This is a genomic window from Streptomyces sp. M41(2017), assembly GCF_002078175.1.
GTDB lineage: Bacteria > Actinomycetota > Actinomycetes > Streptomycetales > Streptomycetaceae > Streptomyces.
In genome coordinates this window covers 145,401-171,594 of record NZ_MWFK01000003.1, presented here as the reverse complement: position 1 = coordinate 171,594, position 26,194 = coordinate 145,401, and the positions used below count along the sequence as shown (strand labels likewise).

The window sequence follows — 26,194 nt, the reverse complement described above, 5'->3', positions numbered from 1 at the left end:
GGAACTCGTCCGCATCGGCCGGAACGGCCCATCCTGCGAGCCTGGTGGCGGGTCACAACTGGGCGAGTCGGTCCACCAGCAGCTCCACCCTCCGCTCGGCGTCCCCCCGTGGCAGTCGTCCCGCCCGGGTCAGAGTCGCCAGCCCGTGCAGGGCGGCCCAGAACACCTCGGTGAACAGCCCTGGGTGGACGCCGTCCCCGGCGACCTCGCCCAATGTCTCCATCAGAGCGGCGAAGGCGTCCTTCAGAGGTTCCGGTGTGTCCTCGTTCGCGAACGTCAGGCCGCCGTCGAGCTGGAACAGGGCGTCGTACACCGCCGTGTTCCGCCCGGCGAAGTCGAGGTAGGCGTGAGCGAGGGCGGTGACCCGGGCGCGCGGGCCGGCCGCGGCGGAGGTCGCGGTCCGTAGCTCCGCGGCCATTTCGGCGGCACCCTCGATGGCCACCGCGCCGATGATCTCGCGCTTCCCGCGGAAATGGCTGTAGAGAACCGGCTGGCTGTATTCGATGCGTTCAGCGAGGAGACGGGTGGTGACCGCGTCCCAGCCTCGCTGCTCGGCGAGTTCACGGGCCGTCGCCACGATGAGGCGCTCGCGCTCGGCCCGTTCGCGCTGCTTGCGTTCCTGTACCGACATGAGCTGATCCTAGCACCGCTAGACAATCGAGCGTCAGTAGGTCTAGCGTTGCACTGTCATCTAGCGCCGCTAGATTCTGGAGGGGTCATCATGCTCAACGCACTTGAGGTCATCACCACCGTGATCGTCGGACTGATGGTGGGGGTGGAGTTCTCCGTCGCCTTCGTCATGAACCCGATCTTCAACGCGCTCCCCGAGGACAGCACCCAACTCGCCCACGCCCACGGAGGCCGGATGCTCGGTGCCGTGATGCCGGTCTGGTACATCGGCTCCCTCGTCCTCGTCTCTGTCTGGGCCGTCGCCGGACGACACCACGCCGGCACCGGCCTCGTCGTCACCGCCGGCGCACTCCTGCTCCTCAGCGTGATCATGTCGATCCTGCTGCTCGTCCCGATCAACAACCGGAACAAGACGTGGACCCCCGAGAACCGGCCCGCCGACTGGAAGCAGCAGGTGAACCAGTGGAACCGCTACCACTATGTCCGCGTGGCCGTCATCGTCGCCGCCTTCGCCCTGTTGGTCGTCGCCCTCGTATGAGCCCGGCCCGTCGAGACCGCGGGGGCGCCGCGAACGCCCCTCACGGCGCTGGGCGTTGGTGGGCCACACCGAGTGCCGCGCTGAGGGGTGCGAGAGGACGGACGCTGCGTCCATCGACCATCGACCATCGTTTCGGTACGGACAGCAGGGAACTGGCATGCTGCCCGCATGGTGATCAGGGAAGCGAAAGCAACGGACTGGCCCGCGATCTGGGCCTTCTTCCAGCCCATCGTCACGGCGGGGGAGACCTTCACCTACCCCGTCGACCTGGGGAAGGAGGAGGGGAGTGAATGGTGGCTGCTGCCCGCACCGGCCCGGACCGTCGTCGCCGTCGACGATGCCGGCAACGTCGTAGGAACCGCCAAGATGAACCGCAATCACCTGGGCAACGCCTCACACATCGCCAGCGCCAGCTTCATGGTCGATCCAGCCTTCGAGGGCGGGGGAGTGGGCCGCGCGCTGTGCGGACACGCGATGGAATGGGCCCGAGCGGCCGGCTTCCGGGGCATGCAGTTCAACGCGGTCGTGGAGACGAACGAGCGGGCCGTGGGGCTGTACCGGTCACTGGGGTTCCAGGTGCTCGGCACCCTGCCGGAAGGCTTTCACCACCCACGGCACGGTTACGTGGGCCTTCACATCATGTATTGCGCACTGTGAGGATCCAGGTGAGGACCGCTGCCACTCGATGTCGAAGGGCAACGCTTCGCCCGTGCCCCGTGCCCCGTGCCCCGTGCCCCGTGCTCAGAGCAGCGCCCTGTACCGGTTCCGCCACGGCGCCGCCGCCTCCAGTTGTGCGCTGAGCGCGACGAGGGTCGCCTCACCGGCGGGGCGGCCCACGAGCTGCACCCCGACGGGCAGTCCGTGCTCGGCGGTCCAGTGGAGCGGCAGGCTGACCGCGGGCTGGCCCGTCATGTTGTAGGGGCTGGTGAACGCGCTGAACGGGCTCTGGCGACGTAGATTCACCAGCGGGTCGCCCGACTCGTCGAAGTGCTCGACGGGTTGGGGGAGCGTCGCCAGGGTCGGGGTGACGACGACGTCGTACGCCAGCGTCACTTCGACCGCGCGTCGCGCCGCGCGCTGCATGCCGTCGACCGCGGCGGCGAACTGCTCGCCCGTCACCTGCCGTCCGTACTCCCGCCAGGCCCGTGTCACGGGTCGGAGCAACTCCTCCTGTTCCGGGTCCACCGACCGGCTCAGCGACTGCACGCCCCAGGCCGTCACGAAGTGGTCGCCGATCTCCGGACCGAAGGGCGTGGGGATGTCCTCCACCTCGTGACCGAGGCTCTCCAGGAGGCGCGACACGTGTTCCCAGGCGGCCACGCACTCGGGGTCCACGGCGATCCCGCTCGCCGCAGGGGTCGCGTACCGGCCGATCCGGAGTCTGCCCGGCTCCCGCTCGGCGTGCTGGAGGAACGTCTCGCCGGGCGGCAGCGGCGGTGCCCAGTGCGGATCGCCGGGCTCGGGTCCCGCCAGGACGTCGAGCAGGGCCGCCGCGTCGCGCACGGAGCGGGCGAGCGGCCCCTGCACGGCCAGCCCGGTGACCTCGGCTCCGGCCGGCCCCGAACTCACGCGTCCCCGCGCGGGCTTGAGGCCGACGAGCCCGCACAGGCCGGCCGGGATCCGGATCGAGCCACCGCCGTCGCTGGCGTGCGCGACGGGCACGAGGCCGAGCGCCACGGCGACGGCCGCCCCGCCGCTGGACCCACCGGCCGACAGTGACGGGTCCCACGGATTGCGGGCCGGGCCGGCCAGGTCGTTGTCCGTGTAGCAACAGCAGCCGAACTCAGGGGTGTTGGTTTTGCCCAGGCTGACGGTGCCGGCCTCCCGCATCCGCCGCACGCTGTGCGCGTCGATGTCCGGGACGTGCCGCGCGAACGCCTTGGAGCCGTACGTCGTCACCACCCCGGCCGTCTCCACCAGGTCCTTCACCGCGGTGGGTACGCCGGACAGGGTGCCCGGCGCCGCACGGTGCGGCATCCTCTCCAGCGCGGCCGCCCCGGCCAGGGCCGCCTCGGGCGTGCGGGTGAGGAACGCCCCGTAGCGCCCGTCGAGCTCCTCGGCGCGGGCGAGGTGGTGGCGCACCAACTCGACGGGGGAGATCCCACCGGTGCGGACGGCGGCGGCCTGTTCCAGGGCGGTCAGCGCGTGCGGGGCGGTCGGGATGCTCACGCGGGCGCACCCTCCTGCGAGTCCGCCCGGCGCATCCCGGCGACCTGGCGGGCCACCGCCTCCTCGTGCTCACGCAGGTCGCGCCGGGCGTCGCGGGGTCGCCAGCGGCCGGACATGAGGAAGACGAACGGTACGAACAGCACTTGTCCGGCGAGTGACACCCACCACCAGATCTGCCACTTGCCCGGGTTGTCGGCGCTCGCCTTCTGCACCTCGGCCCCGTGCTCCCGGAGAATCTCGAGCTGGGGGGCGGCTTTCTGCACGGTGGCCAGGTCCTGCGCGCCGACCTCCCGCACGGCCTGCTTCAGCAGCGCCGGCGGCACCTCGTCCGGCGCGTAGCGGCCGAGTTCCGCGAACACCTTGGGGTGGGCCCGGGTGATGGCGAGCGCGTCGGCGGCCTGTACGGACGCCTGTTTGACCTCGGCGCCGTGCTCGACGATCGGGGTGACGGTGTTCACCACGAGCGGCAGGAAGGCCGCCGACAGCGCGACGGTGATGCGCACGATCCAGCCCCAGATCGCCAGGCCCGTCGCGGTGGCCGCGGGGTTGTGCCGCTCGACGGTCTCGGTGAAGCTCGCCATCCACGGCGAGTAGGCGAAGCCACTCGTGACGCCGATGCCGGCCACGATGAACGCGAAGGTGTAGTAGCCGGTGTCCGGCTCGGTGGCGCGCAGCGTGAACGCGAGGGTGAATCCGATCGTGCCCAACGCGCCGCCGAGCATGAACGGTTTGCGCACCTGCAGTCGGTCCGAGAGCAGACCTGCCACCACCAGGGAGACGGCGTTCGCACCCCAGTACCAGTTGAGCAGGGCGTTCGCGCGCTGAGTCGTGTAACCGAAGGTCGTGGCGAAGTAGACGACGAAGTTGCCGACCGCCGCGTAGTACAGCAGCAGGAAGAGCGCGACGGCGACGGCCGAGCCGATGACATCGAACCGCAGCATCTGCCGCCACTGCCCCTTGAGGGCGGCCTCGGTGTCGATGCCCTGCGCGCGGGCCTCCACCAGGGCTCGGTCGCGCAGGCTCACCATGATCTGGTCGCGCAGCGCCGGTGCCAGTTCACGGAGCCCGACGAAGGCCACGACGAACAGCACCAGACCGCTGATCCCGGCGTAACGGATCTCGTCCTGCCAGGTGGCCGAGGTGCCGTACGTACGGGAGGTGACGCCGGTGACGACGAGGCTGCCGATGACCGGTCCCATGGTCCAGTACCCCATCGCGGACGCGCGCCCCAACTGCGGCGAGAAGTCACGGATGAGTGCGGGGGTGGCGACCAGGATCATGCCCTCGACCAGGGCGATCGCGCTGTAGACGAGCAGATAGCTCAGCTTCCCCGGCGCGTTGGGCAGCGCGAAGGTGGTCAGCACGCCGACCACCAGCAGGCCGTAGACCACGATGTTCGCCCGGCCCCAGCGATCGGCCAGTCCGGCGGCGAGGGAGGCGAAGGCGCCGACCGCGTTCGCCGCCACGGAGATGTACACGAAGTACATGAACGTCATGTGGTACTCGGCGATGACGGCCGTGGAGACCGCGTACTGCACGTACAGCTGGTAGTACAGGACGATCGTGACGAGTACGACGAGGGCCAAGTACCAGTAGCGGGGTCCGCGTTCGGGATAGTGCTGGAGCCGTCGTTCGGCGAGGCCCCGCAGTGGCGCCGACGCCCGCGTGACGCGCGGCCCGTCGGTCGCCGGAGGAGAAATCGACACAGTGCCTCCCTGGGGGTCGCCATGGCACGCGGCAGTGCGTGCTCGACGCGGCGACGCTAGTACCGACCAGTCGGTACGGGGAAGGGGGTGGATCTGATTCTCTGGAGAAAAGAGCGGCGGGCGGGTCGGATCGTCCGGTGTCGGGGAGCGCTTGACCAATGTCCCGCCCCAGCCGGAGAGGCGGTTGAGGCTTCCTGGCGCTCGGAGTGCCGTTGTTCGTGCGGGAGGGCGACGCGGTGCTTCCCCGTTCCTCCGGAGCGCCAGGCTCAGGCCGAACCGGTCAGGCCTCGCTGCGGGGGACCGCCCACGACCGTGAGCAGGTCGACGACGAAGATCAGGGTCGAGCCGGGCGGGATCAACGGAGAGGGTGACTGCTTGCCGTAACCGAGACGCGGGGGAACGATGATCTCGCGGCGGCCGCCGACCTTCATTCCCCGCACGCCCCGGTCCCAGCCCTTGATGGCTCTGCCGCCGCCCACGGCGAACTTGAACGGCTGGTCCCGCTCCCACGAGGAGTCGAACTCCCTGCCGGACGCGAACGCGACCCCTACGTAGTGGAGCTGGACCACTCTGCCGGGCTGTGCCTCGGGTCCGTCCCCGACCACGAGGTCCCGGATCGTCAGTTCGGTCGGCGGGTCGCCGTCGGGGACCTCGATTCGGGGCTTTGTCAGTTCGCTCATCACGGTCCCGTCGCTCGCCACCGGAATCCCGCACGCGGGCCGGTCGGCCGCATGGACGTTCCACGCGGCGGACGATCACGCTACCGGGCCATGTCGCTGCCCGGGACACGACGTCCGCGCGTCGGCCGTGTCGGCCGGATCCGGGCGTCCTCTCGGCGTTGGCCGCCCCGCATATGGACACCCGCCCGCGCCTGTGTTGTCATGCCACGGGCATCATTTACATCGATAGAAGGTGCCGGCACCCGCAGTGCCTCCCCCTTCCGTCGTGCGCGCAACAGGTTGAGTCGGTCCCGCCGGCGCCCCGGCAGGGGTGCGTGTGACAACGATGTCAGCAGTAGCTCGATGTCAGCAGGAACCCGCGACGGGCCGAGAGGCCCGCTCCAGGACGGAGTCTTCCGTGAGAACGAGACCAGCGTGGCGCGGGACGCACGTCCTACGGCGACGGATGACGGGTGTCGCGCTCGCCGCGTGCCTGGCGGGGACGACCCTGACGGGCCAGGCCGCCGCGGGACCGGCGGAGCATCCGGGCGAGCACACCGTCCCGGCGGTGACCTCGGGCAACGCGCGCTTCCAGGTGCTGTCACCGACCCTGATCCGTACCGAGTACGCGCAGAACGGCCAGTTCACCGACCAGGCCACGTACAACGCCATCGGCCGCACCGACTTCACGCCGACCGCGTACACGTCGAGCACCGCCGACGGGTGGCTGACGGTGAAGACCAGTGCGGTGACCCTGCGCTATCAGGTGGGCTCCGGGCCGTTCGACGCCCGCAATCTCTCGGTGCGGTCGACGGCCGGGACCGAGCCGGTGACCGCTGCGCCCTGGCGACGGATAACGTGCACCCTCGGAGCGCTGTGCGAGGCGGAGACCCTGTCGTACGGAGGGCTGGGCCTCGCCTCGGACCACACCGGACACACCGGTGCCGGGTTCCTGGCCGGCTTCCAGGGAACGGGCAGCTCACTGACGGCCGACGTCGACGTCACGACCGCCGGGACGTACCAGTTCGACGTCCGGTACGCCAACTCGCTCGCGGGGGACGGGAAGAACGTCACGCGCACGCTCACCCTGACCGTGGACGGCGGCACGGCGAGGACGCTGAGCCTGCCGGTGACCGGCAGTTGGGACACCTGGAGCCTGGCGAACAGCGCCGTGCAGCTCGGCACGGGGCATCACACCGTCACGCTCACCAAGACCGCCGCCGACTCCGGAAACGTGAACGTCGACAGCGTCGCCCTGGTGACCCCGGGTGGCACCTTCCCGCCGACCTCGACGACCGCGATCACGGACTGCGCCTTCGGCACGAGCTGCGAGGCCGAGGACGACCGGATCGCGGGCTCCGCGAAGGTGGCCGGCGACCACGCTTCGTACTCCGGCGACGGCTTCCTCGCCGAACTGAACCAGGGGTCGAGTGCGTCGGCCCACGTGGTGGGCGTTCCCTACGACGGCACGTACGCCCTCCAGGTGCGCTACGCCAACGCGGCCGGTGGCGACGGCCTGAACCAGACACGCACGGCCTCGGTGACCTCCGGCGGCACGACACAGACGCTGTCGCTCCCGGTGACCGGCAGCTGGGACACCTGGCGCACCGCTTCGGTGCCTGTGGCACTGAAGGCCGGCGCCGACGACATCACCATCGGCTGCCCTGCGGCGGCGAGCTGTCACATCAACCTCGACACCGTGTCCGTATCGGCGTCCGGCGCAGCGGCCCCCCAGCCGCATCTCGCCCTGGGCGGCTACCGGCGCAGCCTGGACGGGCTGAACGGCGACAACGGCGACCCGACCACCACCCCCGGCCTGCTCCACAAGGACGGGTGGTATCTGCTGGACGACACCACGTCCGCGCTGTACGACACCGCCACCAAGAAGGTCACGCAGCGGCCGTCCCACAACGGCACGCCCTACCAGGACGGTTACGTCTTCGGCTACGGCCACGACTACAAGAAGGCCCTGTCCGACCTCGCCACCCTCACCGGCCCTCCGAAGCTGTTGCCCGAGTGGACGTACGGCACCTGGTACTCGGAGTACATCGACCGGACGGCCGCCGACTACGAGAACACGATCCTGCCCGCTTTCCGTTCCGAAGGCGTCCCGCTCGACGTGCTGGTGACCGACACCGACTTCAAGTCACCCAACACCTGGAGCGGTTGGGAGATGGACACGAAGAAGTTCCCCGACCCCAAGGGCTTCTTCGACTGGTCCGCAGCGCAGGGACTGCACAACACGCTCAACACCCACCCGAGCATCCTGGCCTCCGACCCGCAGTTCGCGCAGGCCCAGGCGACCGCCAAGGGCAAGCTGACGAAGGGGGGTTGCGCGTCCGGCGCGAGCGCCGGCGGCGACTGCTACACCTTCGACTTCGGTGACCCCGACCAGCTCAAGGCGTACATGGACCTGCACCGCACCCTGGACGACCAGGGCAACGACTTCTGGTGGCTCGACTGGTGCTGCGACAACTCCCAGTCGTCGGTGCCGGGCGTCACACCGGACGCGTGGATCAACCAGCAGTACGCCGCCGACGCCGACCGGGCGATCGGCCGCGGGTTCGTCATCTCCCGTGCCTACGGCTCACTCCAGGCCGGCGGCTACAGCGGCCAGCAGGGGCTGCCGACCGGGCCGTGGGCGGACAAGCGCACCACCGTGCACTTCACCGGCGACACCTCGTCCACCTGGGGCACCCTGCGTTCCGAAGTGGGCTACACACCGGGAGAGTCGGCAGCCACCGGCATGTCGGCCGTCAGCCACGACATCGGCGGCCACAACGACACGACGGGGCTGACCGGTTCGGAGACCTACACCGACGGCGGCAGCACCCGCACCACGCGCAAACTGCCCGACGACCTCTACGCCCGCTGGGTGCAACTCGGCACCTTCCAGCCGATCGACCGCCTGCACAGCAACCACAGCGACCGCCTTCCCTGGCAGTACGGCACCGAGGCCCGCCGGTCGGCCGACACCTTCCTCAACCTCCGCGAGAACCTCGTGCCGTACACGTACTCGCTCGCGCAGGAGGCAGCCACCACCGGGACCCCCGTGGTCCGTGCCACGTACCTGGAGTATCCGGACGAGCCACAGGCCTACGCCACGGCGGGCAGCGAGTACTTCTACGGCTCGGACATGCTCGTGGCACCCGTGACGACGCCCGGCACCACGGCCACCACGCCGGTGTGGTTCCCGCCCGGCCGGTGGACCGACTACTTCACCGGACAGACCTACACCGGAGGCACCACGCAGAACATCACCACCGGCCTCGACCGCATGCCGGTGTTCGTCAAGGCGGGCGCCACGATCCCGACCCGGACGGGAAACGTCACCAGCCATGACAAGGCGCCCCTGACGAAGGCCACGCTCACCGTGGCGACCGGCGCCGACGGCACCTCGTCCCTGTACGAGGACGACGGCACCACGACCGGTCCCGGGCACAGCGCCACCACGAGGATCCACTATCGCGAGAGCGGCTCCCGGCACACCGTCACCATCGGCCCCGCCACGGGCTCCTTCCGCGGCCAGGTCAAGAGCCGGCGGTGGACGGTGAAGCTGCTCGGCGTGACCTCGCCCAAGAGCATCACCGTCGGGAGCAAGGGGCTGTCGTCCCAGGCATGGCACTACGACAGTGACGCCCACACGCTCACCCTCGCGCTGCCGCCGCGCAGCGTGCACACAGCGGTGACCATCGGATATCGCTGACAGGACAGCGTTCGACGGGCCTGCGCGCGGGGATGCGCGCAGGCCCGTCGAACGTCGTTGACCGCGATCCGAGCGCCTACCGGCCGCCCCGCACGCGAGACCTTGGAGCGCGCGCGGCGGCCTCCAGCACCGTCAGAACCTCGGCGACGTCAGCGGCAGATGCCCACTCACTTCTCCGGGTCCGCCGAGGAGCGGCCGCCGGCGGCCCGGGTGGTTCCACCCGTGCTGGACCGGTCGTCGTCGACCCCGTCCACGGAGCCGGTGTGCCGGCCGCTCTCGGCAGCCGTTCCGGCCACGCCGACCGGCGCGGACGTGGACTGGGTCAACCCGTAGTGGGCGTACAGATCGCTCTCCTCGTCGGCGTCGAGGCGGGCGTCCGCGTCGACCCGGGGCGCGTGCTTGACGGTCTCCTTCGTCACGGGGACGTGCAGCTCGTCGCCGCTGACGCGGGCGCCCGTGAGCGGCACGAGCGTCTCCTTGCTGCCGAACAGGCCGGTCTTCACGGTGACCCACTCGGGCCGGCCGTCCGCGTCGTCGCGGTACACCTTGCCGACGGTGCCGACCTTCTCGCCCTCCGGGTCGAGGACGGTGAGGTCACGCAGTTGGTCGGCACTGGCGAATTCAGTCATGGTCGTACCTCTCGGGGAAGCGTTGTCCGGTGCCAAAAGCGTCATCTGCCCGTGGCGGTCCCGGCGGGGCTCGGAGGGTCCTTGAGCCGCGCCCCTCCGGCTCATGCGAGTCAGTCATCACGGATCACTTCGCAGCAGAAGCAGCGCAGGGAAACGCGCGCGATTTCACCCGGTCGGAACATCGCCCGGTCTTCCCGGCGATGCCCTCCCTCAGCACGTCGTCCAGCTCTGCTCTCTCAGCGGCGCAGTGCATTCCGCTCTGTCTGCGTGACCCTTGCGCCGCCTCGTAAACATCCGGACCGTCCCCGGCCAGGGGAATCGTGCGGGCCGCCGTTCAGCGATCGGGACGCGCGCCGCCGTGGACCACTCCGGACGGGACGGCAACGCTCCGACGGTTCGTCCGACGGCTTCGATCCACCGCGACGGGACGGATGTGAACCTCCTCGCACGGGGTAGTCGGGCGTCACGATGCGGGGCGGGCCGACGCGCTGCTTGAGGGAGAGTCAGCGAATGCAATTCGACGAGAACGCCAGCCTGGACACGTCCGAGGTGCAGGACAACCGTGGTGGAGCCCTGGGCGGGATCCCGGGCGGCGGTAAGACCGTGGGTGGTGGAGTGGTCGGGCTCCTGGTCGTGATCGCGTCGGTGATCTTCGGGGTGGATCCGGGCGTTTTCAGCTCGGACGGCACCACCGCGCCGGACACCGGCTCGGGATCGGGCGCGTCCGCGGCGGACCTGGCGGCCGACTGCCGGACCGGGGCCGACGCCAACAGCAAGGAGGAATGCCGCATCGTCGCCGTGGTCGACAGCGTCCAGGCCTACTGGAAGCAGACGGAGACGGCCGCGGGCAAGTCCTACGAACAGGCGCCGACGTACCTGTTCACCGGCAGCGTGAACACCGGGTGCGGGAACGCCACCTCCGATGTCGGCCCCTTCTACTGCTCCGCCGACGACAAGGTCTACCTCGATCTCGGCTTCTTCGACGACCTGAGCAGTAAGTTCGGCGCCAAGGGCGGACCCTTCGCCGAGGCCTACGTCATCGCCCACGAATACGGGCACCACATACAGGACCTGAGCGGCACGATCTCCCGGGGCAGCGGGCAGGGCCGGAACAGCGGCTCGGTGAAGCTGGAACTCCAGGCGGACTGTTACGCCGGAGTGTGGGCCCACCACGCCACCACCACACCCGACCCGAAGAGCGGGAAGCCGCTGATCACCAAGCTGACCCAGGACGACATCAACCGCGGTCTCGACGCGGCCGCCGCCGTCGGCGACGACCGCATCCAGGAGCGGTACCAGGGCAAAGTCACCCCCGACACCTGGACGCACGGCTCCGCGAAGCAGCGTCAGCAGTGGTTCTCCACCGGCTACACCTCGGGCAACGTCGCCCGGTGCGACACCTTCCGCTGAGGACGGAGCCGAGCCGAGCCGGGACCGGCGGCCGAGCGACGCGGCAGCCGCCGGTCCCGGCCGTGCGAAAGCGCCTACGGCGTGGGGGACTGCTGCGGTGAGCGGAGTACGAGCAAGGTGATCTCGCTGGGGGCGAAGACGCGGAACGGCGGTCCCCAGAAGCCGGTGCCGCGGCTGGTGTAGAGCTGGGTGCGGGTGCCGTGGCGGCTGAGGCCGGCGAGGGCGGGCTGGTCGATCCGGACGAGGTGGTGGAAGGGCCAGATCTGGCCGCCGTGGGTGTGGCCGGAGAGCTGGAGGTCGACGCCCCCGGCCGCGGCCCGGTCGATGAACTTCGGCTGGTGGGCCAGAAGCAGGACGGGCAGGTCGGGGTCGGCGCCGTCCAGGGCTCCGGCGAGGTGGGCGCGGTGGCCGGCCAGGCCCGAGGACTCGGCGGTGACATCGTCCACACCGGCGACCACGAGGGTGTCGCCACCACGTTCGAGCAGCAGATGACGGTTGCGCAGCGGCTCCCAGCCCAACTCGTCCATCAGATCGACCCAGCCCTGGGCCTCGCTGTAGTACTCGTGGTTCCCCGTCACGTAGACCCGGGCCCGGGTGGCCCGCACGGTGCCGAGCGGCGCGGCCTGCGCGCGGCGGCGTTCGGCCGTGCCGTCGGCGATGTCGCCGGTGTGACAGACCAGATCGGCGTCCAGGGTGTTGACCTTCTCGCAGACCCGCGCCGACCAGCGGGCGCGGTCGAGGGGGCCGTAGTGCGTGTCGGTGATCAGTGCGACCCGGGTCCCGTCCAATCCGGGCCCCAGGCGGGGGAGTTGTACGTCGAGCCGACGCACGCGTGGTACGCGGCGTGCCTCGGCGTATCCCCAGACGAGCAGCACGCCCGCCACACCCAGGACCGCCCAGGTGACGATCCGTGCCCGGTCCTGGCCGTCGCCCACGCCGGCCACGGCCAGGGCGAGACGCAGCACGATGCCGAGCAGGACGGACCAGGTGAACAGAATCCAGCTGCCCCCGAGAAGGGTGTCTCCGACGATCGCCGCCCAGTCCTGCTGGCGGCGGCCGTGGCCGCGCGCCATCGCGAGCGGCATGACGACCAACCCGAGGACGAACAGGGCGGTGCCGCCCAGTGCTACGGGGAGCGGCCAGTGCTGGCCGGTGTACAGCAGCACCACGCAGGGCACGGTCCACAGCAGGACGGGGGCGATCAGCGGGAGGTAGCGCATCAGACGGCCCAGTCGGCTCTGCTGGGTGGCATGAGCCGCATCGTCCGCGGATCGGGCTTTGTCGGTGTCGGTCACGCTTCCCCTCCTCATGGAGCCAGACTGGCCAGACTGGCAACCCGCGCACTTTATCCGGTCGTCCGTAAGGGCACCGTGCCGGTCATGGACCGCGCTCCGACCTTCCGGCCGGGGAGACGATGTCTCCGGGTCGATCAGCGCGTCCCCGTTGCCGAGGCCGCGTTCGGGACCGCCTCCCCGCTGGGGCGGTCCTCTTGATGCAGGATGCGGGCTGACTCATGCCGCGAACGGCCGGTCGGCGGCACGTCCGCACGGCGGCGACCACGTCCGTCCTGCCTCCCGTCGGGGAGCCGGGGCCGGTAGTGGCGGCTGCCAGCGATGAACGGGGCCGCCGATCGCGGTCTCGGCAGGGTGACCGAACGACGATGGGAGCTGACATGGGCAGACTGAATCAGGTGGCCGACGGCGTCTGGGTCCGGCAGAGCGAGTGGGTCTGGAGCAATTCCGTCGTGGTGCGGGTGGACGACGGGCTGGTTCTGATCGATCCCGGCATCCATGGCGCGGAGTTGAGCCGACTCGCCGACGACGTGGAGCAGCTCGGCCTTCCGGTCCTCGCCGGATTCGCCACGCATCCGCACTGGGACCACCTGCTCTGGCACCCCCGGTTCGGTGACGTTCCGCGTTACGCCACCCCTGCCGCCGCCGAGGTCGCCCGTCAGGCCCGAGAACGGGCGCGGACGATGGCGGCGGAGAGCGCGTCCGGCGTTCCTCTGGACCTGGTCGCCCACGTGATCCCGCTGCCCGCGGACGGCGGACCGGTGCCGGGGGAGATCATCGACCATCGGGCGCACGCCGTCGGCCACGCCGCGGTCCTCCTCGCGGACCGTGGCGTCCTGCTCGCCGGAGACATGCTCTCCGACGTCCTGATCCCGCTCTTCGACGTGCGCCAGGACGGTCAACTGGCCGCCTACGAGGGTGCGCTCGACCGTTTCGGCGAGGCCGTCGGGCACGTCGATGTCGTGGTTCCCGGTCATGGTGCCGTGGCCCGGGGGCCCGAGGTGGCGGCGCGCCTCGCGGCCGACCGTGCCTACATCGACGCGCTCCGGCGCGGAGAGGAACCGGTCGACGCGCGTCTGGGGCCGCACGCTGAGTGGCTCCAGGGCCCGCACCGGTCGAACGTGGAGCGGGCAGCCCAGGGGCGATAGGGCCGACGTCGAGGGAGGCCGGCCGGATCACACCGCGACCGAGCTCACCGGGCGGACGAACAATTCCCGTCGCCCGTGCCCACCAGGCAGGTGAACAGCTCCCCGTCGCGCGAGCCCACCGGGTAGGCGAACAGCTCCCGCCGTCCGAGCCGGTCGGCCGGATGGGCAGCCCCCTTGCGCGAGACGGTCGCGTCGCGGCGGTACTCGGCCGGTCCGAGGGGCGACAGGCACGTGGGTCAGCGGTGGCGGCCGGCGTCGGTCGGGCCGCCCCGCGGACGTCGTGACCCTCGCCGGTCGGCCAGGCTGGCCCGCGTCGGAACGGCTCGGCGACCCGAGGTCCTCCGACATACGAACGCGTGTGACCGAATACCGCTCTTGACGGTGAGTCAGTCCCCCCTTCACCATCCAGGCACCCCATTCACCGTGGAATCCAGGGACCCCACGCACCCCACGTGGGAGTCCGCCGGATTTCCTGGAATTCGGAGCCCCCCACATGAAGCTCTCCATTCCTGGGCGTGCCTCGGCGACCGCTGTCGTCACGGTCGCCGCGCTGCTCACCGGCGGTTCCATAGCCGGGGCGGCCCCCGCCCCCACGGCTGCGGCCGCCGCTCCCGACCTCCCCGTGGCCAACGTCAAGGCCCACCTCACCCAGTTGCAGTCCATCGCCACCGCCAACGGCGGCAACCGCGCACACGGTCGCACCGGCTACAAGGCGTCCCTCGACTACGTGAAGGCCAAGCTGGACGCGGCCGGATTCACCACGACCGTCCAGCAGTTCACCTCCGGCGGCCGCACCGGCTACAACCTGATCGCCGACTGGCCCGGTGGCGACACCGGCCGGGTCGTCATGGCCGGTTCCCACCTGGACAGTGTGACCGCGGGTCCCGGCATCAACGACAACGGCTCCGGTTCGGCGGCCGTGCTGGAAACAGCGCTCGCCGTGGCCCGGTCCAACTACCAGCCCACCAAGCACCTGCGGTTCGCCTGGTGGGGCGCCGAGGAGCTGGGCATGGTGGGCTCGCGGTACTACGTCAACAGCCTGACCACCGCGAACCGTGCGAAGATCAGCGGCTATCTGAACTTCGACATGATCGGCTCGCCGAACCCGGGGTACTTCGTCTACGACGACGACCCGGCCATCGAGAAGACGTTCAAGACGTACTTCACCGGCATCGGCGTCTCCACCGAGATCGAGACCGAGGGCGACGGACGTTCCGACCACGCCCCGTTCAAGAGCGCGGGCATCCCCGTCGGCGGCCTGTTCAGTGGTGCCGACTACATCAAGACGTCCGCACAGGCCGCCAAATGGGGTGGCACCGCGGGCAAGGCCTTCGACGCCTGCTACCACTCCTCGTGCGACACCTCCTCGAACATCAACGACACGGCCCTGAACCGGAACGCGGACGCGCTGGCGTACGCGGTGTGGGAGCTGTCGGCGTAGTGGGCTTCCCGCAGTAGGTGGCCCGCGCGACGGGCCGTCGTACCTGCGCGTTGTTCCGCGAGGGCGGGTCAGGGGCCGGCGTTCCCTGGCCCGCCCTTCCCGCCGTCACGCGTCTCCCCCGACCAACTTGTATCGGATGTTTGACACAAGATTCCGCCTAGGGCATCTTGTGTCTACCGCTTGATACAAGATGTCTGAGGGGACCTCTCCATGCTCGGCACCGCCCCGCTCCAGAGCCGTTTCCTCGATCACGCCGATCACTACGCCCGCTGGTCCGGCCTGGCCATCGGTGTCATCGCGGCGCAGGCGCTGTCCACGCTGGGCCGGATCGAGTTCGAGCAGCGCGTGGTGTTCTGCATCACCGCCTTCGGCCTGTGCGCGGTGGCGGGGGTCCTCCTCGCCGACGCGCTGACCCTGGTCCCGCAGGACGCGGTGCGTACCGCGAGCCTCGCACCACGCCTGGTCAGAAAACATGTACCGCCGCGGATGGGCCCCTTGATCGTCCTTCAGGGCGTCTCGCTCACCGTTCTGCTGGTGATCACGGCCATCACGGCGTCCGTCGACTCCGGCCGCACCTTCAGTGCCGGGAAGGTCGTCGCCGTCACCTGCAACGGGATGCGGGCACTCCTCGGTCCCTGGCCCGGCCTGTACTACAGCCTCCCGATGTTCGGCGCACTCGCCATAGCCACTCCCACCTGTATGTGGGCCCTGCGCCGCATCGCCGACGGGCCGGGCGGGAAGCAGCAGCGTTGCGACCGCGCGTGGGCGGTGACCGGGGCCTGGGGCCTCCTGGTCTCGAGTCAGCAGCTGTACGCCGTCGTGATGGTCTCCATTTCGCTGACGGAGACCGGCTGCGCCGGCGCGATGGGACTGCTCACCTTCTGGGTGTTCTACCCGCTGGCCCTGGTGAACCTGTTCACTGTCGCGTGGTCCCTGGTCACCGTGGTGGCCCCGCGAGCCGTCGGCGACAACGCGGCGGACGGGTTCCCCGACGATGAATGAGCCCGCCGTCCGCGTCGACACCACCAGCCAGGTACCGCCGTACGCCCAGATCCGCGCGCAGCTCGGTGCCCTGATCCTCACCGGACAGCTCGCCGAGGGGGACCGGCTGCCCACGGTGCGCCAGCTGGCCACGGACCTCGGCCTCGCGCCGGGCACCGTGGCCCGGGCCTACCGCGAACTGGAAGCCGCCGACCTGATCCGCACCCGCCGTGGGGCGGGCTCCCGGGTCGCGGCACTCCCGGCCGGCCCCAAGCCGCCGCACGCCTTGCAACTGGCCACCCTCGCGCGCGATTTCACGTCGTCCGCCCGCGCGCTGGGCGCCGACTCCGAGGCGATCCTGGCCGCGGTCCGTGACGCTCTGGGCCCGGACCCCACGTAGAGCCTGTCCGCTGCGGGCTCGACGGCCGGGCCCGGGCGGCGGTGACGGGGTGAGGAGCGTGGCTGGCGCGCGATGCCCGGGCGAGGGTGCGCCCCTCGTGACCGGCCGCGTCTCGTGTCCCCCGCCGGGCTGTTCCCCCGCCGGGGTGTCGACCCTGGCGCGCGCCGTCGCTCAGCGGGCCAATCTGGCCGCGAGTCCGTCGAGCACGCAGTCGAGGCCGAACGCGAACTCCTCGTCGGGGTCGAGTTCCTCGGCTTCGATGATGCGGCGGGCGAGCATCGGGTGCTCGCCGGCCGCGAGGACCTCGGTGATGTAGGGGCCGACGCTGCGCTGCCACTCCTCCTCGCTGAGCCCGGTGCGCTGCTCCGCGTGCCGAACGGCCTGTTGGGCGGCGACCGAACCCAGTACGTACGCGCGCACGGTACCGAGCGCCTGCGAGGCCAGGGTGATGTCCGACGTGAGGGCGACGGCGGCGCGCAACGTGGACTCGGACCGCCGCAACGAGTTGGGGCCGAGCGCGGGCCGTCCCGTCAGTTCACCGGCCAGCCACGGGTGCCGAAGCAGCGTGGTGCGCAAGGCGCGCGCGACCGTCCCCAGGTCGGCACGCCACTCCCCGGTGGGCTCGGGAAGCGGATCCTCGCCCTGGGCGGCGTCGATCATCAGGTCCACCAGCTCGTCGCGGTTGGTGATGTACCGGTAGAGCGTGGCGGTCCCGGAGCCGAGATCGCCTGCGACCCGTCGCATCGACACCGCCGCCAGTCCCTCGGCGTCCGCGACGGCCAGCGCGGCGGCCACGTACTGGTCCACGCCGGGCGCGCGCCGACGAGGCTCGGGACGCGGGCGGGTCCACACCGAGGAGGGGGCGGGCTCGGTCATCAGGGCGATTCCTTTCCTCGTTGACCCGCATCCTACCTTCTGGCTACGGTGTAGCCATGATGGAAACGGCGTATCCAGACGTGCCAGTGCCAGTGCCAGTGCCAGTGCCAGTGCTCGTGGTCGGAGGCGGCAGCGTCGGCCTGCTCACCGCGGCACTCCTCACCCACCACGGCGTCCCCGTGGTGCTCGTCGAACGCAGGTCCGGGCCGTCGGTGCACCCACGCGCCACCGGCATCGGAGCGCGCACCGTCGAGATCCTCCGCGAGCTCGGTCTCGACGCCGCCGTCGACGCCGCCGCGGTCGATCTCCGAGGCGCCGTGGGCAAGGCCGTCGCGCCGACCGTCGTCGCGATGGGTGAGGGCGACGTCGTGACGGTGCCCACGCCGACCCCCTCCGCCGATGGACAGGACGCGACGCCCTTCAGGCTGCGCGGCGTCTGCGCCCAGGACCGGCTCGACGCCGTCGTGGCGGCCGACCTGGCACGCCGTGGAGCCGACCTGCGCTGGTCCACCCGCCTGACCGGCATCAGGCAGGACGCCGACGGAGTCGATGTCGAGCTGGAGGGACCTGACGGGCGTTACTCGCTGCGGTGCACGCACGCGGTAGCGGCCGACGGCACGCACAGCACGGTACGGACCGCGCTCGGCGTGGGCGTCTCCGGGCTCGGCGACCTGGGAAAATCGATGATCAACATCCTGTTCCGGGCCGACCTCCGACCGCATCTGCGGGGGATGTCCTTCGCCACCTGCACCATCACCACGCCGGAGGCGCCCGGCCTGCTGGCCACCGTGGACGGTGCGACGAACTGGGTCTTCCACGTCGCCTGCGACACCGAGGCCGGCGAACGCCCCGAGGACTTCACGCACGAGCGATGCGCGACGATCATCCGCTCGGCGGTCGGCGACCCGGACCTCGACGTCGACGTGCGCAGTGTGCTCCCTTGGCGGCCCCGGAGCGCGGCAGCCGAACGCTTCACCGTCGGCCGCGTGTTCCTGGTCGGCGACGCCGCGCACACCGTGTCACCTCTGGGCGCGTTCGGCCTCAACACCGGCGTCGCCGACGCGCACAACCTGGCGTGGAAGCTGGCCGCCGTCCACCACGGGCAGGCGGGTGCCGCGCTGCTCGACACCTACGCGCACGAACGGGAACCGGTCGCGACGGCGACACTGGACCAGGCGCTGCGCAGGGTCGCCGACCCCAAACTGCACTGGGGACGCGGACCGGAGGCCGACGCGGCGAGGGCGGCGGCAGGGGTGTGGGCGGCGCCGGTCGTGCACCTCGGCCAGCGGTACGACTCGGCCGCCGTCGTCGATCCCCGACCGGAACTCCCGTCCACCGTCGACCTGGTGCTGGACGGCACACCGGGCTCACGAGTGCCGCACGCCTGGATCGACGGGACGTCCACGCTCGACCTGGTGGCGTCCCGGTGGACCCTGCTGGCCGGAGCCGCCGGCGAACGCTGGCTCACCGCCGCGGCGGACGTCGGACTTCCGGCGCACCGCGTCGCCGTCCCGTGGCTCCCCGACGACGGCGCCCTGCTCGTCCGTCCGGACGGCATCGTCGCGCTGCGCACCACCACGCCGGTGAGGGATCGGACCCGCTTCCTCGATGAGATCCTGGACCAGCTGCTGGCCAGGCCCGTCCCGGTGCCGGGCGGCTGAACCGGGCGAGCGGGGCCGCGAGTTCGAGGGCGGCCTCGGCGGCCCCACGGGCCCGCTGAAGCCGTGATCCCGAGCGGTCCGGTCAAGGCGAGAGGCCCTCAGCGATGGGGAGGCGAAGCCGGGCGGTGGATCGCCCCGTCCAGTTCCCGCAGCGGCACCCCGCTTCCCGCTCGCCGCACCGCCACGATCTCCGCCCCGATCGACACGGCCGTCTCCTCCGGCGTGCGCCCACCGAGGTCCAGGCCGATGGGGGACCGCAGCCGCTCCAGCTCGGCGGCGCTCACCCCCGCCTCCCGAAGGAGACGAACGCGGTCCTCGTGCGTGCGTCGCGAACCCATCGCCCCGACGTACGCGGCCGGCCGGCGCAGAGCGACCTCCAGAAGAGGTACGTCGAACTTGGCGTCGTGGGTCAGGACGCACAGGACCGTGCGGGCGTCCGTGCGGGTGGCCCGGAGATAGCGGTCGGGCCACTCGACGACGACCTCGTCCGCCTCCGGGAAGCGGGCCCGGGTCGCGAAGACGCTCCGCGCGTCGCACAACGTCACGTGGTAGCCGAGCAGTTTGCCGACCCGCACCAGGGCTCCCGCGAAGTCGACCGCACCGAACACGATCATCCGGGCGGGCGGCACGCTCGACTCCACGAACAGGGTGATGTCGGCCCCGCAGTCCGCCGCGCTCTCCGGTACCGCGCACACCTCGGTCCGCCCGACGTCGAGCAGCGCGTGGGCCTGCGCGGCGAGCCCGGCGTCGTCGGTCGTGCCGAGGTCGCCCTCGTACGTGCCGTCCGGCCGGACGAGGAGCAGCCCGGGGCCCCCGTCGAGGACACGCGCCAGGGCCACCGCCTCGCCGCGCGCCGCCAGGTCCAGCGCCGCCTCCAGCGTCGTACGGGCAGGCGTGCCGACCCGGACCGGCACGACGTGCACCTCGACCGCACCGCCGCAGGTCAGCCCCACGGCGAACGCGTCGTCGTCGCTGTACCCGAACCGTTCCCGCGCCGGAAGACCGTCCGCGAGGGCGCTCACGCACAGCTCGTACACCGCGCCCTCGACGCAGCCGCCGGACACCGAGCCGATGACCTCGCCCGCGGCGTCGACGGCGAGGGCAGCGCCCACCGGACGGGGCGCGCTGCCGCTCACCGAGACGACGGTCGCGACGGCGAACGCGCGCCCTTGCGCGACCCAGGGAGCCAGCTCCGAGGCGAGGTCAAGCATCGGTGCGGGCCGCTTCGGCGAGCAGGACGCGGTCGGGGCGGATCGGCAGCTCACGGTGACGGACGCCCGTGGCGTGCCACACCGCGCTCGCGATCGCGGCGGCGGCGCCCACGATGCCGATCTCACCGATGCCCTTGATGCCGACGGGGTCGTCGGGGTCGGGATCGTCGATCCAGTCGGCCTCGATCTCGCCGACGTCGGCGTTGGCCGCGAAGTGGTAGCCCGCGAAGTCGGCGCCGATGTGCTCGCCGAACGCGTCGTCGCGCACCGCCTCCTCGTGCAGCGCCATGGACAGACCCCAGGTCATGCCGCCCACCAACTGACTGCGTGCGGTGAGGGGGTTGATGATCCGGCCGGCCGCGAAGACGCCCAGCATGCGCCTGACCCGCACTTCGCCCGTGGTGACGTCGACGGCCGCCTCGGCGAACTGCGCGCCGAACGCGTGCCGTTCCTTCTGCGCGAGGGCCGCGATGAGATCGGCGGTGTCAGCGGTGGCGGTGACGCCGTCCTTGGGCAGGTCTGATCCGAACAGCGCCAGCCGTTCGCGCAGTTGGCGGGCGGCGACGCTCACCGCCCAGCCCCAGGAGCGGGTGCCCATCGAGCCGCCGGCGACCCAGGCGTGCCCGAAGTCGCTGTCGGCGATCCGCACCCGGACCCGGTCCGGCGCGACCTCCAGGGCCTCGGCGGCGATCAGGGTGAGGGCGGTGCGGGCGCCGGTGCCGACGTCGGCCGCGGTGACCTTCACGGTGAAGGTGCCGTCGGTCTCGGCCGTGGCGGAGGCCGTGGTGGGTGCCGCGCCGGCCTGGAAGGACGCGGCGGCCACGCCGGTGCCGATCAGCCAGCGGCCTTCGCGGCGCACGCGGGGACGCGGGTCACGCCCTGCCCAGCCGAACCGGCGAGCGCCCTCCTCGAAGCAGCCGAGGAGGTTGCGGCTGCTGAACGGCAGGCCGGAGACGGGGCCGACGGCGGGTTCGTTGCGCACCCGCAGCTCGATCGGGTCGATGCCGAGCTTCTCGGCGAGTTCGTCGAGCGCCGACTCGACGGCGAAGGAGCCGGGTGCCTCACCGGGGGCCCGCATCCAGGTGGGCGTGGGCACGTCCAGGGGCAGCACCCGGTTGACGCTGTGGTGGGCGTCGCTCGCGTACATCGTGCGCCCGAATCCCGCGCTGCCCTCGACGAACTCGCGCAGGGTGGAGGTGAGGTTGAGATTGTCGTGGCCGAAGGCGCGCAGGCGTCCCCCGGCGTCGGCGCCGAGTCGCACGCGCTGGGTGGTGGGGCTGCGGTATCCGGTGATCGCGAAGACCTGCCGCCTGGTCAGGGAGATCCGCACGGGCCGGTGCAGCTCGGTCGCGGCCATCACGGCGGCGACATGGTGGGAGCGCAGCCCCTTGGAGCCGAAGGCGCCGCCCACGTGCTCGGAGCGGACGTGGACGGCGGACGGGTCGAGCGAGAAGAGGTGCGCGAGGTCGTCGGCGATCCACTTGGAGCCCTGGTTGGAGTCGAACACCTCCAGACGCCCGCCGTCCCAGCACACGGTCACGGCATGCGGTTCCATGGCGCTGTGGTGTTGTTCGGGCGTGGTGTAGGTGGCATCCACCACGGCCTCGGACGCGGCGAGTTGAGCCTCCAGGTCGCCCTTGGCGACCTCGTCGTCCTGCACCGGGCGGGCGCCGTCGTGGTCCGCGCGGAAGGCGATGTCGTGCGGCTCCCGGTCGTACTCGACCACGAGGGCGTCGGCCGCCTCGCGGGCCTGCTCCGAGGTCTCCGCCACGACGAGGGCGACCGGCCACCCCGCGTGCGGCACCCGGTCGTGCTGGAACACCTCGATGATCGGGTCGGGGCGGCCGAGCGCGCCCACGACGTCGTCCCGTACCCGGGGCGCGTTGCCGTGGTGCAGCACGGCGAGGACTCCGGGCATGCCCAGTACGGCCTCGTCGCCGATCGTGCGGACGCGGCCGCGCGTCACGGTCGACAGCACCAGCCAGCCGTGGACGAGTTCGGCGAACGGGATCTCGGCCGCGTAGCGTGCCGCGCCGGTGACCTTGTCGCGGCCCTCGATCCGGGTGTGGGCGACGCCGACCGCGTCCGCTCCTGCGACGGTCGTCATCGGGCGGCCTCCTCGTTGAGTTCGGTGAGCAGCGCGACGAGCAGGTTGCGCAGCAGGGGCACCTTGTACGCGGCCTGGGGCAGCGGTTCGGCGGCGGAGAGTTCGGCGTCGGCGGCGAGCGCGAACGTCTCACCGGACGCGGGCCGGCCGATCAGAGCGGCCTCGGCGGCGCGGGCCCGCCACGGCCGGGAGGCGACCGCGCCGAGGGCGAGCCGCACATCCCGTACGACACCGTCCTCGACGTCGAGCGCGGCGGCGGCCGAGCCGATGGCGAACGCGTAGGAGGCGCGTTCGCGGACCTTCCGGTAGCGGGAGTGGGCGGCGACCGCCGCGGGCGGCAGGGTGATGCCGGTGATCAGCGCGCCGGCGGGCAGCGCGGTCTCCAGATGCGGGGTGTCACCGACCGGCAGATAGAAGTCGGTGAACGCCAATTCCCCCTCGCCGTCGACGGTCTCGTAGTGCACGACGGCGTCGAACGCGGTGAGGGCGACGGCCAGGTCGGACGGATGCACGGCCACGCAGTGTTCGCTCGCGCCGAGGATCGCGGAGTTGCGGTGCTCGCCCGTCGCGGCGGGACAGCCGCTTCCCGGGGTGCGCTTGTTGCACGGCTTGGTCACGTCGGTGAAGTACGCGCAGCGCGTGCGCTGCAGCAGGTTGCCGCCGACCGTCGCCATGTTGCGCAGCTGCCCGGAGGCGCCCGCGAGGACGGCCTGGGCGAGAGCCGGGTAGCGGCGGCGGACCTCGGGGTGGGCGGCGAGGGTGCTGTTGCTGACCGTGGCCCCGACCAGCAGGCCGCCGTCGGGCGTCGACTCGACGCGGTCCAGGGGTAGTTCACGTACATCGACCAGATGGGCGGGGCGCTCGACGCCCGCCTTCATCAGGTCGACGAGGTTGGTGCCACCCCCCAGGAAACGGGCGTCGGGATCCGCGCCGAGGACGGCGACGGCACCCGGCACGTCACGGGCGCGCTCGTATCCGAATTCCCTCATACCTGGTTCTCCTTGGCGTCCTCGGCCCCGGTGGTTCCGGCCGTGGTGAGCTCGGCCGCCCGGGCGACGGCCCGCACGATCGACGTGTACGCACCGCACCGGCACAGATTGCCGCTCATCCGCTCGCGGATCTCCTCCGGCGTCAGCGCGGGTGGCCCGGCTTCGGGGCGTACGTCGTCGGTGACGGCGGACGGCCAGCCCGCCGCGTGTTCCTCCAGAACGGCGAGCGCCGAACAGATCTGGCCCGGGGTGCAGTAGCCGCACTGGTAGCCGTCCAGTTCCACGAACGCCTCCTGCACCGGGTGCAGTCGGCCGTCCCGGGCGACGCCCTCGACGGTGGTGATCTCGCGGCCCTCGGCGGCCACGGCGAACTGCAGACAGGACACGGTCCTGCGGCCGTCGACCAGGACGGTGCAGGCGCCGCACTGCCCCTGGTCGCAGCCCTTCTTGGTGCCGGTCAGGTCGAGCCGTTCGCGCAGTGCGTCGAGGAGGGTGGTGCGGTGGTCGACGGGCAGGGTGTGCTTGTCACCGTTGATGTGCAGCGTGACGGTGCTGGACGTGGGGGAGGGGTGGGGCGTCGTCCCGGCTGGGGACATGAAGTGCCTTCTTTCGCGTCTTGGGGTGCGAGGAGAAGCGGCGCTGGTCGGACGAAGAGGACGAGCGTGAAAAGCGGACAGTTGTCCGCTGGGCATCTCCCGAACGTAGTGGACTACTGTCCGCTCATCAAGGAGGTATCCGCGCCACGACCGTTGGAGGACACGTGAGCAACCCGCCGAAGCGGACGCCGCTCCGTTCCGACGCACAGCGCAATCGCGAGCGCATTCTTGAGGTTGCCCTCGCAGAACTGACCCGATCGGCCCAAACACCTCTCAGCCTCATCGCGAAGAAGGCCTGCGTCGGGCAGGGCACGTTCTATCGAAATTTTCCGAGCCGCGAGGCGCTGGTCCTGGAGGTGTACCGGTACGAGGTGCAGCAGGTCTGCGACGCCGCGGCGCAGCTCCTGGAGACCGGTCCACCTGAGGTGGCGCTGCGCGAGTGGATGGACCGGCTCGCGCGGTACGCGATGGCGAAGGCGGGGCTCGCGGGGGCGTTGCGGGAGGCGACGGCCGCCGGCACGTTGAAGAGCCTGGCCCACGGCCCCCTCACGGAAGCCGTCGGCCGGCTGCTGACCGCCTGCGAGGAGGCGGGCACCATCCGGCCGGGCGTCACGACGGACGACTTCATGCTCGCGATCGCGGGCCTGTGGCTCATCGACCCGCACACGGACTGGCAACCGAGAGCATCCCGGCTTCTGGACCTGGTCATGGCCGGATTGCGCTCAGGCGCGCCCCGTCGGGGGAGTGCCTAGCGCGCGGTTCACAGATGCGCGAAGTGGCCGGCCCCACGGCGGAGTCGTGGCTCTGCGAGCCGGTCATCGTGCCCGTTTGTAGCTCATGAGGTGCTTGCGGGGGCTGCTGGTGAAGTCGACGAGAGTCAGCGAACCGTTGTCCCCGTCGAGTTCGTACGCCGTCTCGAAGGGCTTCGGTGGACAGAAGCGCCGCGTGCCGCCGTGCGTGACACGGGGCTCGCCACGCGTCTCCACGGATGTGCTGCCCACCTGACGGACGGGCACCTCGACCGTGCAGGGCGCGCCGCGGAGCGTGCTGATGGTGAGGAGCGGCTGCTCTTCACCGGCCTGAGCGAAAACGAGCTGATGTGAGCCGTCCTCGGCCTTCCATGTCCCGATGAAGGCCGCCCGGATCGGTTCGTACCGCGTGCGTTTCGAGCCGAACCCCTTGCCGCTCGCCCACGTCAGGGTGCTCGATCCCGAGGCCCAGCTCTCCTCGAACTCGACCCGGCGCTCCCCGAACTCGACCTTCTCCCAACCATCGCTGCCCTGGGTGCCCTTGGCGGCCCACTCGGTCAGATCGTGGCCGCCGCTGACCACGGCGAGGTTCTCCGTCGGCGGATCGCCGTCGCGGCAGTACGGGGCGAAGTCGGCGATGGCGGCGATCAGTTCGCCCTGCGCCCGCACCGTGATCCCGCGACAGGGCTTCGTCCTCGTCCGGTGCACGAAGCGCTCCGCCGACCAGTCGCCGTCCCTGCGATGCCGCTCGGTGAGTCCGCGGCCGGGGCGGTAGCGGAGTTCGACGCGCATGCCGTCGGCGCGCTCGAAGAGAGTGGAGTCGTCGTTCTTCCTCAGGACCCGCCCGGATCCGTCGTCGCTGGAGGACGCCGTGCCTCCGCAGCCGGCGAGAAGGCCGCCCACGAGGACCGTGGCGACCGCCAGCCGCGTTGCCGCCCTCGTCCTCTTCGTACGCCTCATGGCCGCACCCTTTCTCGCACTGGCGAACAGCAGCACCTGGCATCCTCCGATGAGTAGAACTTCGCCCGGGGAAACGGCAGCCGGCGGCCTGCCGGGCTCCGACGCGCGATTCCCCAGGCCCACGATCCTCTGTCGGGTCGATCCCGGACAGACACCCGCGCGGTGGGGTCCGTACACCGTCGCAGGTCGGCGCCGATGCCGGCGTGGTGACGGCGTGAAGACGGGGCACGAGACCGCAGCGCCAGCCGGTGGCGCCGAAGCCCGGCCCTCGCAGGCGCGGTTGGTCTCACTCATGATCATTTGACGCAGGAGATCGTGGTCGCGGAACGTGAACGT

At 71.2% G+C, this 26,194-nt stretch carries 22 protein-coding genes; 10 read left to right on the top strand and 12 right to left on the bottom strand.

Annotated elements, in window-relative coordinates; all coding sequences use genetic code 11:
* Nucleotides 1–52: 52 nt before the first annotated feature.
* Nucleotides 53–631, bottom strand: coding sequence for a TetR/AcrR family transcriptional regulator (locus B0675_RS37355; protein ID WP_081224219.1), 579 nt, complete (start codon nt 629–631; stop codon nt 53–55).
* 90 nt (nt 632–721) lie between these two features.
* On the opposite strand from B0675_RS37355, the gene B0675_RS37350 reads away from it, so the two are divergent.
* Nucleotides 722–1,168 (top strand): DUF1772 domain-containing protein, encoded by a 447-nt coding sequence (locus tag B0675_RS37350; RefSeq protein ID WP_081224218.1) that lies wholly within the window; start codon nt 722–724, stop codon nt 1,166–1,168.
* A gap of 168 nt (nt 1,169–1,336) precedes the next feature.
* Nucleotides 1,337–1,825, top strand: coding sequence for a GNAT family N-acetyltransferase (locus tag B0675_RS37345; protein WP_081224217.1), 489 nt, complete (start codon nt 1,337–1,339; stop codon nt 1,823–1,825).
* Between the two features lie 84 nt (nt 1,826–1,909).
* On the opposite strand, the gene B0675_RS37340 is transcribed toward B0675_RS37345, so the two are convergent.
* The 3 genes from B0675_RS37340 to B0675_RS37330 all read right to left on the bottom strand — a co-directional run bounded on the left by B0675_RS37340 (nt 1,910) and on the right by B0675_RS37330 (nt 5,723).
* Nucleotides 1,910–3,337: an amidase gene (locus tag B0675_RS37340; protein WP_081224216.1), complete on the bottom strand. Its 1,428-nt coding sequence runs from the start codon at nt 3,335–3,337 to the stop codon at nt 1,910–1,912.
* Entirely contained in the window at nt 3,334–5,043 is a 1,710-nt protein-coding gene (locus B0675_RS37335) for an MFS transporter (protein WP_081224215.1), read from the bottom strand. The genes B0675_RS37340 and B0675_RS37335 overlap by 4 nt, the downstream gene beginning before the upstream one ends.
* A gap of 266 nt (nt 5,044–5,309) precedes the next feature.
* Nucleotides 5,310–5,723 carry an FKBP-type peptidyl-prolyl cis-trans isomerase gene (locus B0675_RS37330; RefSeq protein WP_081224573.1) on the bottom strand — a complete coding sequence of 138 codons (414 nt, stop codon included), beginning with the start codon at nt 5,721–5,723 and terminating at the stop codon, nt 5,310–5,312.
* A 445-nt stretch (nt 5,724–6,168) separates the two neighbouring features.
* Here B0675_RS37330 and B0675_RS37325 point away from each other — a divergent pair, with 445 nt between their 5' ends.
* A complete protein-coding gene (locus B0675_RS37325) occupies nt 6,169–9,408 on the top strand; it encodes a TIM-barrel domain-containing protein (protein ID WP_107482973.1) in 3,240 nt (1,079 codons plus the stop codon).
* A gap of 167 nt (nt 9,409–9,575) precedes the next feature.
* Here B0675_RS37325 and B0675_RS37320 read toward each other — a convergent pair whose 3' ends face one another.
* Nucleotides 9,576–10,037: a PRC-barrel domain-containing protein gene (locus B0675_RS37320; protein ID WP_081224213.1), complete on the bottom strand. Its 462-nt coding sequence runs from the start codon at nt 10,035–10,037 to the stop codon at nt 9,576–9,578.
* 510 nt (nt 10,038–10,547) lie between these two features.
* Here B0675_RS37320 and B0675_RS37315 point away from each other — a divergent pair.
* Nucleotides 10,548–11,447, top strand: a complete 900-nt coding sequence (locus B0675_RS37315; RefSeq protein WP_081224212.1) for a neutral zinc metallopeptidase — start codon at nt 10,548–10,550, stop codon at nt 11,445–11,447.
* 74 nt (nt 11,448–11,521) lie between these two features.
* Here B0675_RS37315 and B0675_RS37310 read toward each other — a convergent pair whose 3' ends face one another.
* Nucleotides 11,522–12,742: a metallophosphoesterase gene (locus B0675_RS37310; RefSeq protein ID WP_081224211.1), complete on the bottom strand. Its 1,221-nt coding sequence runs from the start codon at nt 12,740–12,742 to the stop codon at nt 11,522–11,524.
* A gap of 377 nt (nt 12,743–13,119) precedes the next feature.
* On the opposite strand from B0675_RS37310, the gene B0675_RS37305 reads away from it, so the two are divergent.
* The 4 genes from B0675_RS37305 to B0675_RS37290 all read left to right on the top strand — a co-directional run bounded on the left by B0675_RS37305 (nt 13,120) and on the right by B0675_RS37290 (nt 16,709).
* Nucleotides 13,120–13,887: an MBL fold metallo-hydrolase gene (locus tag B0675_RS37305; protein WP_081224210.1), complete on the top strand. Its 768-nt coding sequence runs from the start codon at nt 13,120–13,122 to the stop codon at nt 13,885–13,887.
* Nucleotides 13,888–14,380: 493 nt separating this feature from the next.
* Nucleotides 14,381–15,328, top strand: a complete 948-nt coding sequence (locus B0675_RS37300; protein ID WP_081224209.1) for a M28 family metallopeptidase — start codon at nt 14,381–14,383, stop codon at nt 15,326–15,328.
* Between the two features lie 210 nt (nt 15,329–15,538).
* Nucleotides 15,539–16,330, top strand: a complete 792-nt coding sequence (locus B0675_RS37295; RefSeq protein ID WP_081224208.1) for a hypothetical protein — start codon at nt 15,539–15,541, stop codon at nt 16,328–16,330.
* Nucleotides 16,323–16,709, top strand: a complete 387-nt coding sequence (locus tag B0675_RS37290) for a GntR family transcriptional regulator (RefSeq protein ID WP_081224207.1) — start codon at nt 16,323–16,325, stop codon at nt 16,707–16,709. Before B0675_RS37295 ends, B0675_RS37290 begins: the two co-directional genes overlap by 8 nt.
* Before the next feature lie 171 nt (nt 16,710–16,880).
* On the opposite strand, the gene B0675_RS37285 is transcribed toward B0675_RS37290, so the two are convergent.
* Nucleotides 16,881–17,585, bottom strand: coding sequence for a TetR/AcrR family transcriptional regulator C-terminal domain-containing protein (locus tag B0675_RS37285; RefSeq protein ID WP_206602748.1), 705 nt, complete (start codon nt 17,583–17,585; stop codon nt 16,881–16,883).
* A gap of 98 nt (nt 17,586–17,683) precedes the next feature.
* Here B0675_RS37285 and B0675_RS37280 point away from each other — a divergent pair, with 98 nt between their 5' ends.
* A complete protein-coding gene (locus B0675_RS37280; protein WP_179165545.1) occupies nt 17,684–19,246 on the top strand; it encodes an FAD-dependent monooxygenase in 1,563 nt (520 codons plus the stop codon).
* Between the two features lie 98 nt (nt 19,247–19,344).
* Here B0675_RS37280 and B0675_RS37275 read toward each other — a convergent pair whose 3' ends face one another.
* The 4 genes from B0675_RS37275 to B0675_RS37260 are packed head-to-tail and all read right to left on the bottom strand — an operon-like array spanning nt 19,345 to nt 24,149.
* Nucleotides 19,345–20,457 carry an XdhC/CoxI family protein gene (locus B0675_RS37275; protein ID WP_081224205.1) on the bottom strand — a complete coding sequence of 371 codons (1,113 nt, stop codon included), beginning with the start codon at nt 20,455–20,457 and terminating at the stop codon, nt 19,345–19,347.
* Nucleotides 20,450–22,564 carry a xanthine dehydrogenase family protein molybdopterin-binding subunit gene (locus tag B0675_RS37270; protein WP_081224204.1) on the bottom strand — a complete coding sequence of 705 codons (2,115 nt, stop codon included), beginning with the start codon at nt 22,562–22,564 and terminating at the stop codon, nt 20,450–20,452. Before B0675_RS37270 ends, B0675_RS37275 begins: the two co-directional genes overlap by 8 nt.
* Nucleotides 22,561–23,553, bottom strand: a complete 993-nt coding sequence (locus tag B0675_RS37265) for a xanthine dehydrogenase family protein subunit M (protein ID WP_081224203.1) — start codon at nt 23,551–23,553, stop codon at nt 22,561–22,563. Before B0675_RS37265 ends, B0675_RS37270 begins: the two co-directional genes overlap by 4 nt.
* On the bottom strand, nt 23,550–24,149 hold the full coding sequence (locus B0675_RS37260; RefSeq protein WP_081224202.1) for a 2Fe-2S iron-sulfur cluster-binding protein: 600 nt from the start codon (nt 24,147–24,149) through the stop codon (nt 23,550–23,552). The genes B0675_RS37265 and B0675_RS37260 overlap by 4 nt, the downstream gene beginning before the upstream one ends.
* A gap of 164 nt (nt 24,150–24,313) precedes the next feature.
* On the opposite strand from B0675_RS37260, the gene B0675_RS37255 reads away from it, so the two are divergent.
* On the top strand, nt 24,314–24,901 hold the full coding sequence (locus tag B0675_RS37255) for a TetR/AcrR family transcriptional regulator (RefSeq protein WP_081224201.1): 588 nt from the start codon (nt 24,314–24,316) through the stop codon (nt 24,899–24,901).
* 63 nt (nt 24,902–24,964) lie between these two features.
* On the opposite strand, the gene B0675_RS37250 is transcribed toward B0675_RS37255, so the two are convergent.
* Nucleotides 24,965–25,858 carry a hypothetical protein gene (locus B0675_RS37250; protein ID WP_143661149.1) on the bottom strand — a complete coding sequence of 298 codons (894 nt, stop codon included), beginning with the start codon at nt 25,856–25,858 and terminating at the stop codon, nt 24,965–24,967.
* Nucleotides 25,859–26,194: the final 336 nt, after the last annotated feature.

Coding starts and splice junctions, on each gene's coding strand:
- B0675_RS37355 (WP_081224219.1), bottom strand. CDS start 631: ATGTCGGTACAGGAACGCAAGCAGCGCGAACGGGCCGAGCGCGAGCGC.
- B0675_RS37350 (WP_081224218.1), top strand. CDS start 722: ATGCTCAACGCACTTGAGGTCATCACCACCGTGATCGTCGGACTGATG.
- B0675_RS37345 (WP_081224217.1), top strand. CDS start 1,337: ATGGTGATCAGGGAAGCGAAAGCAACGGACTGGCCCGCGATCTGGGCC.
- B0675_RS37330 (WP_081224573.1), bottom strand. CDS start 5,723: ATGAGCGAACTGACAAAGCCCCGAATCGAGGTCCCCGACGGCGACCCG.
- B0675_RS37325 (WP_107482973.1), top strand. CDS start 6,169: ATGACGGGTGTCGCGCTCGCCGCGTGCCTGGCGGGGACGACCCTGACG.
- B0675_RS37320 (WP_081224213.1), bottom strand. CDS start 10,037: ATGACTGAATTCGCCAGTGCCGACCAACTGCGTGACCTCACCGTCCTC.
- B0675_RS37315 (WP_081224212.1), top strand. CDS start 10,548: ATGCAATTCGACGAGAACGCCAGCCTGGACACGTCCGAGGTGCAGGAC.
- B0675_RS37305 (WP_081224210.1), top strand. CDS start 13,120: ATGGGCAGACTGAATCAGGTGGCCGACGGCGTCTGGGTCCGGCAGAGC.
- B0675_RS37300 (WP_081224209.1), top strand. CDS start 14,381: ATGAAGCTCTCCATTCCTGGGCGTGCCTCGGCGACCGCTGTCGTCACG.
- B0675_RS37295 (WP_081224208.1), top strand. CDS start 15,539: ATGCTCGGCACCGCCCCGCTCCAGAGCCGTTTCCTCGATCACGCCGAT.
- B0675_RS37290 (WP_081224207.1), top strand. CDS start 16,323: ATGAATGAGCCCGCCGTCCGCGTCGACACCACCAGCCAGGTACCGCCG.
- B0675_RS37285 (WP_206602748.1), bottom strand. CDS start 17,585: ATGACCGAGCCCGCCCCCTCCTCGGTGTGGACCCGCCCGCGTCCCGAG.
- B0675_RS37275 (WP_081224205.1), bottom strand. CDS start 20,457: ATGCTTGACCTCGCCTCGGAGCTGGCTCCCTGGGTCGCGCAAGGGCGC.
- B0675_RS37270 (WP_081224204.1), bottom strand. CDS start 22,564: ATGACGACCGTCGCAGGAGCGGACGCGGTCGGCGTCGCCCACACCCGG.
- B0675_RS37265 (WP_081224203.1), bottom strand. CDS start 23,553: ATGAGGGAATTCGGATACGAGCGCGCCCGTGACGTGCCGGGTGCCGTC.
- B0675_RS37260 (WP_081224202.1), bottom strand. CDS start 24,149: ATGTCCCCAGCCGGGACGACGCCCCACCCCTCCCCCACGTCCAGCACC.
- B0675_RS37250 (WP_143661149.1), bottom strand. CDS start 25,858: ATGAGGCGTACGAAGAGGACGAGGGCGGCAACGCGGCTGGCGGTCGCC.